Genomic DNA, 6,374 nt, shown 5'->3' on the forward strand with positions numbered 1-6,374 from the left:
GCCCGCGAGCGCGCCGCACGCCTCGAGGAGCGGGCCGGCGCCCACCAGGAGGCGCAGCGGCGCATGGAGCGGGCCCGCAAGGCCGAGACGGTCGCCCCCGCCCTGGAACTGCGCGAGTCCGCCGACATCGAGCACCGGCGCGCCGCCGACGCCGAGAGCCGCGCCCGTGCCCTGCTGCCGGCCTCACTCGCCGACGCGGGCGCGACCGCCCTGGCCGACGCCGCCCGCCGCGCCGCCGAGGAACTGGGCGGACTGGAGTCCGCGCGCCGCGCCGAGCGCAGACTCGCCGAACTCCTCGAGGAACGCGCCGGTCTGGACCGCCAGGAGCGCGCCGACGAGGAGATCCTCCAGGACGCCGAGACCTGGCTGGCCGGCTGGGAGGAGACCCGTACCGCCCTCCAGGCCGCCATCGACAGCGCCCGGCAGGCCGCCACCCGGTCCGAACAGCTCGCCGAGCGGCGTGAGCCCGCCCGCCGCAGACTCGCCGCGGCCCGCCGGCGCGACCAGCTCGCCGCCGAGGCCGAGGAGGCCCGCGGCCGCGCCCTCGAATCGGCCGAGCGCGCCGCCGAGGCCCGCCGGCGCTGGCTGGACCTCAAGGAGCAGCGCCTCGACGGCATCGCCGCGGAGCTGGCCGCCTCCCTCACCGACGGCGAGCCCTGCGCGGTGTGCGGCTCCCGGGAGCATCCCGCACCCGCCCGCAAGGACGCCGGGCACGTCGACCGCGCGGCGGAGGAACGCGCACTGAAGGAGTACCAGCGCGCCGAGGAGGAGCACGCCGAGGACGAACGCCGCCACGCCGGGCTCCGCGAAGCGCTCGCCGCGGCCACGGCGGAGGCCGGCGACACCCCCACCGAGCAACTCGCCCGGGAACTGCGGGAGCTGGAGCACGCCCACGCCGAGGCACGCGAGGCCGCCTCCGGCCTGCACGCCGCGCAGGAACGGCTGCGCCAGGCCGAGCACGAGCACGAACTGCGCGTCTCCGCCCAGCGCGAGGCCGCCGTCCGGGCCGCCGCCCGGGTGGGCCACCGCGACCGGCTCGAGCGGGAACGGGCCGCGTTGGAGGAGGAGCTGGCCCAGGCGCGGGGCGAGGCGCCCAGCGTCGCCGCGCGCGCCGCACAGCTGGAGGAGAGCGTCGCCCGGCTCACCGACGCGGCCGACGCCGCCCGCGCCGCCGAGGACGCCGCCCAGCGCCTCAAGGCCGCCGACGCCCGGCTCGCCGACGCCGCCTTCCGGGCCGGCTTCGACACCCCGCAGGCCGCCGCCGACGCCCTCCTCGACGACGCCGCCCACCGCGAGCTGCAGCGCCGCCTGGACGCCTGGCAGCGGGAGGAGGCCGCGGTGCGGACGGTCCTCGCCGAGCACGAGACGCTCACCGCCGCCGCACAGCCGCCCGCCGATGTGCTCGCCGCCGAGCGGGCCGCCGAGGAGGCGGACCGCCGGGTGCGCGAGGCCTCCTCCGACCGGGACGCCGCCGACCGCCGCTGCACCGAGCTGGACCGGCTCTCCGCGCGGGTCGCCGCCTCGGTGCGGCGGCTGGCGCCGCTGCGCGAGGAGCACGACCGCGTGGCCCGCATGGCCGGCCTCACCGCAGGAACGGCCGCGGACAACGAACGGAAGATGCGCCTGGAGTCGTATGTGCTCGCGGCCCGGCTTGAGCAGGTCGCGGCCGCCGCGTCCGCCCGGCTGCAGCGCATGTCGTCCGGCCGCTACACCCTGGTGCACTCCGACGACCGCACCGGCCGCGGCCGCAGCGGCCTCGGCCTGCACGTCGTCGACGCCTGGACCGGGCGCGAGCGGGACACCTCCACGCTGTCCGGCGGCGAGACGTTCTTCGCGTCCCTCGCCCTCGCCCTGGGTCTCGCCGACGTCGTCACCGACGAGGCGGGCGGGGTGCGCCTGGACACCCTGTTCATCGACGAGGGCTTCGGCAGCCTCGACGACCAGACCCTCGACGAGGTGCTGGACGTCCTGGACTCCCTGCGCGAACGCGACCGCAGCGTGGGCATCGTCAGCCATGTCGCCGATCTGCGGCGGCGCATCCACGCCCAGCTGGAAGTGGTCAAGGGCAGATCCGGGTCGGTGCTGCGGCAGCGCGGGATCGGCTGAGCGCACCGGGCTTCGGCCGGGTACGTCCGGCGATATTGGCGTGCGTCCTGCCCCGGCGCCGACCATCATGACCGGTCATGCCCCGACTTCCGCACCCCACCCCCGAAGCCCTCCGCCGTGACCCCCTGCCGCTGCGCGGCCGGACCGCGCTGGTCACGGGCGCCAGCCGGCGCGCCGGGATCGGCCACGCCGTGGCCCGGCGCCTGGCCGCCTACGGAGCGAGCGTGTATCTGCACCACCATGTGCCGCACGACGCCGCCCAGCCCTGGGGCGCCGACCGGATCGAGGAGGTGACCGCCTCCGTCACCGAGGCCCTCGGCGATCCGCGGGCACGCGTGATCGCCGGACCGGGCGACCTCGCCGACCCGGCCGTGCCCGCTGAACTGCTCGGCCGCGCCGTCGAGGCCCTCGGCGGCCGGCTCGACATCCTCGTCGCCAACCACGCCCTCAGCGGCAGCGACGGCGACCTCGACACCATCGACGCGGCCATGCTCGACGCCCACTGGGCCGTCGACACCCGCTCGGTCCTGCTGCTGGTCCAGGCGTTCGCCCGGCACCGGGCGGCCCTCGAACCCCGCACCCCGGGCGGGCGCGTGGTGATGATGACCTCCGGGCAGGACATGGCCGGCGGCATGCCCGGCGAGATCGCCTACGCGCTGCAGAAGGGCGCCCTCGCCTCCATCACCCGCTCGCTGGCGACGACCCTCGCCGAGCAGGCCGTCACCGTCAACACCGTCAACCCCGGCCCCGTGGACACCGGCTACATGACCGGCGAGGACTACGAGGCCATCGCCGCGATGTTCCCCGCAGGACGCTGGGGCATGCCGGACGATCCCGCCCGCCTCATCGCATGGCTGGCCACCGACGAGGCGGACTGGATCACCGGGCAGGTCATCTCCTCCGAGGGCGGCTTCCGCCGCTGACCGGCCCTACAGGGCGGCCAGTTCGTCGACCAGGTCGTCCAGGCCGAGCGAGCCCTGCGACAGCGCCGCCATGTGCCAGGCCTTCAGGTCGAAGGAGTCGCCGTGCCGCTGACGGGCCTTCTCCCGGCCAAGCAGCCAGGCCCGCTCGCCCAGCTTGTAGCCGATCGCCTGGCCCGGGATCGTCAGATACCGGGTCAGCTCGCTCTCCACGAAGTCCGCCGGGCGGCTGCTGTGCGCGCCGAAGAACTCCTGCGCCAGCTCAGGCGTCCAGCGCTCACCCGGGTGGAACGGCGAGTCCGCCGGGATCTCCAGCTCCAGGTGCATGCCGATGTCGACGATGACCCGCGCCGCCCGCATCATCTGCGCGTCCAGATACCCGAGCCGCTCCTCCGCGTCCGTCAGGAAGCCCAGCTCGTCCATCAGCCGCTCCGCGTACAGCGCCCAGCCCTCGCAGTTGGCGCTGACCATGCCGACGGTGGCCTGGTAGCGGGAGAGGCTGTCCGCCACGTGCACCCACTGCGCGAGCTGCAGGTGATGGCCGGGGACGCCCTCGTGGTACCAGGTCGACACCAGGTCGTAGACGGGGAAGCGGGTCTGGCCCATGGTCGGCAGCCAGGTGCGGCCCGGCCGGGAGAAGTCCTCCGACGGAGGCGTGTAGTAGGGGGCCGCCGCGCTGCCCGGCGGGGCGATCCGCGACTCCACCCTGCGCACCCGCTCCGCCAGGTCGAAGTGGGTGCCGTCCAGGGACTCGATCGCCCGGTCCATCAGCCCCTGCAGCCAGTCGCGCACTTCGTCCACGCCTTCGATGTGCCGGCCGTGCTCGTCCAGGTGCGCCAGCGCCACCCACGGGGTCTCGGCGCCCGGCAGGACCTTCTCGGCCTCCTTCTTCATCTCGCCGAGGATCCGGTGGAACTCGGACCAGCCGTAGGCGTACGCCTCGTCCAGGTCGAGGTCGGTGCCGTTGAAGTAGCGGGACCAGCGGGCGTACCGCTCCCGGCCCACCGTGTTCGGGGCGCCCTCGATGGCCGGCGCGTACGTCCCGCGCATCCAGTCGCGCAGCTCCGCCACCGCGGCGGTCGCCCCGCGCGCGGCCTCGTCCAGCTCGGCCCGCAGCGCCTCCGGGCCCGCCGAGGCGAAGTCCTCGAACCAGCCCCGGCCCTCGCCCGTGTCGGCCCACTCGGTGAGCTGCCCGATGAACGCCTCGGTCGGGCGCGGCGCCGCGTACAGCTTGCGCTCCAGGCCCAGTTCCAGGGACTGCCGGTAGCCGGCCAGCGCGCCCGGCACCGCGCGCAGCCGCTCCGCGATCGCCGCCCAGTCCTCCTCCGTCCGGGCCGGTGTCACGGTGAACACCTCGCGCACCGGGTGCACCACGGTCCCCAGATTGCCCACCGAGCGCAGGCCCTCGTCGGCCTCGTGCACGGCGAGTTCGGCGGTGAGCCGCTCGCGCAGCAGCCGGGCGCAGCGGCGCTCGATGTCGCTGTCCGCGCCGGGGCGGCGCTCGGCCTCGCCGAGCCGGGCGAGGGTGGCCCGCTGAAGCTCCGCGAGCGCCTCCTGGCCCGCGGGGGAGAGGTCGGGCAGCTTGGCGGAGCTCTCCTTCACACCGAGGTAGGTACCGGTCACCGGGTCGAGGGCGATCAGCTCGTCGACGTAGGCGTCGGCGACTTGGCGGGGCAGCGCGTTGTTGGTCTGTGACATGCGGACCATCCTGGTACGCGGCCCGCCGCACGTCACCCGGATTGAGCCGAGGGCGAAGGCGGCAGCAGCGGTCCGCAGTCCCACTGCTGGAAGATCAGCCGGGTCTCCACCCGGGCCACCTCCCGGCGGGCGGTGAACTCGTCCAGCACCAGCCGCTGCAGATCCGCCATGTCCGCGACCGCGACATGCACCAGATAGTCGTCGGGGCCGGTCAGATGGAACATGGTCAGCGACTCCGGCAGCGCCCGGATACGCTCCACGAAGGGTCCCACCAGCTCCCGCCGGTGCGGCCGCACCTGCACCGACAGCAGCGCCTGGAGTCCCCGGCCCAGCTTGGCCGGATCCAGCTCCAGGCGGTGCCCGAGGATCACGCCGCAGCGGCGCAGCCGGGTCACCCGGTCCAGGCAGGTGGACGGTGCGACCCCGACCTGCGCGGCGAGGTCCCGGTAGGTCATCCGGGCGTCGTTCTGCAGCAGCCGCAGCAGATGGAGATCCACCGGATCCAGTACGACAGATTCGGCCACTGGCCGAACGTAGCACGGTTTTCGCCGCTACAGACCCGGTCGGTGTTCACCCTTCGGTCATGGAACTGGGCATGGACACGCGTACCACGCGTTCATCTCGCGCACTGGCCACCGAGGCCGTGCACGCCGGCCGTGACGACCTCGCAGGCCTGGGACTGCACGCCCCGCCGATCGACCTGTCGACCACCTACCCCTCGTACGACAGCCGCGCCGAGGCCGCCCGCATCGACGCCTTCGCCACCACCGGCGCCGAACCGGACGGGCCGCCCATCTACGGGCGGCTCGGCAACCCGACCGTCGCCCGCTTCGAGACCGCCCTGGCCCGTCTGGAGGGCACCGAGGCGGCGGTCGCCTTCGCCAGCGGCATGGCCGCGCTCAGCGCCGTCCTGCTGGCCCGGGGCGCCATGGGCCTGCGGCACGTCGTCGCCGTACGGCCGCTGTACGGATGCAGCGACCATCTGCTGACCGCCGGGCTGCTCGGTTCGGAGGTGACCTGGACCGACCCGGCCGGCGTCGCCGACGCGCTGCGCCCCGACACCGGTCTTGTGCTGGTGGAGTCCCCGGCCAACCCGACGCTCGCCGAGATCGACCTCAGGGCCGTCGCCCGGGCGTGCGGCTCGGTGCCGCTGCTGGTCGACAACACCTTCGCCACGCCGGTCCTGCAGCGCCCGGCCGAGCACGGGGCGCGCATCGTGCTGCACAGCGCCACCAAGTACCTCGGCGGGCACGGGGACGTGCTCGCCGGCGTGGTGGCGTGCGACGAGGAGTTCGCGGGCACGCTGCGGCAGATCCGCTTCGCCACCGGCGGCGTCCTGCACCCGCTGGCCGGCTATCTGCTGCTGCGCGGCCTGTCGACCCTCCCGGTGCGGGTGAGGGCCGCCTCCGCCAACGCCGCCGAACTGGCCCGCAGGCTGGCCGCCGACCCGCGCGTGGAACGGGTGCACTACCCGCGCATCGGCGGCGCCATGGTGTCCTTCGAGGTCCACGGGGACCCGCACCAGGTGATCGCCGGGGTCCGGCTGATCACCCCGGCGGTGAGCCTGGGCAGCGTGGACTCCCTGATCCAGCACCCGGCCTCCATCAGCCACCGCATCGTCGACGCCGACGACCGCAGGGGCGCCGGCGT

5 protein-coding genes are annotated in these 6,374 nt (G+C 75.0%); 3 read left to right on the plus strand and 2 right to left on the minus strand.

Going from position 1 to position 6,374, the window contains the following annotated elements; translation table 11 throughout:
- Both ABD207_RS19640 and ABD207_RS19645 read left to right on the plus strand, forming a co-directional pair.
- Window positions 1–2,106, plus strand: a 2,106-nt coding sequence (locus ABD207_RS19640) for an SbcC/MukB-like Walker B domain-containing protein (protein WP_344014407.1), incomplete at its 5' end; no start/stop codon positions are given.
- Window positions 2,107–2,183: 77 nt separating this feature from the next.
- Window positions 2,184–3,029 (plus strand): SDR family oxidoreductase, encoded by an 846-nt coding sequence (locus ABD207_RS19645; RefSeq protein WP_344014408.1) that lies wholly within the window; start codon window positions 2,184–2,186, stop codon window positions 3,027–3,029.
- 6 nt (window positions 3,030–3,035) lie between these two features.
- Here the strand turns inward: ABD207_RS19645 and ABD207_RS19650 are convergent, their stop codons facing one another.
- The gene (locus ABD207_RS19650) at window positions 3,036–4,724 is read right to left on the minus strand and encodes a DUF885 domain-containing protein (protein ID WP_344014409.1); all 1,689 of its coding nucleotides are present in this window, start codon (window positions 4,722–4,724) and stop codon (window positions 3,036–3,038) included.
- 32 nt (window positions 4,725–4,756) lie between these two features.
- Window positions 4,757–5,248, minus strand: a complete 492-nt coding sequence (locus ABD207_RS19655) for an Lrp/AsnC family transcriptional regulator (RefSeq protein ID WP_344014410.1) — start codon at window positions 5,246–5,248, stop codon at window positions 4,757–4,759.
- Window positions 5,249–5,319: 71 nt separating this feature from the next.
- Between ABD207_RS19655 and ABD207_RS19660 the strand changes: the two genes are divergently transcribed.
- The coding region (locus tag ABD207_RS19660; protein WP_344014411.1) for a trans-sulfuration enzyme family protein at window positions 5,320–6,374 on the plus strand (1,055 nt) is incomplete at its 3' end.

The organism is Streptomyces thermospinosisporus (assembly GCF_039526425.1).
GTDB classification, from domain to species: Bacteria; Actinomycetota; Actinomycetes; order Streptomycetales; family Streptomycetaceae; genus Streptomyces; species Streptomyces thermocarboxydovorans.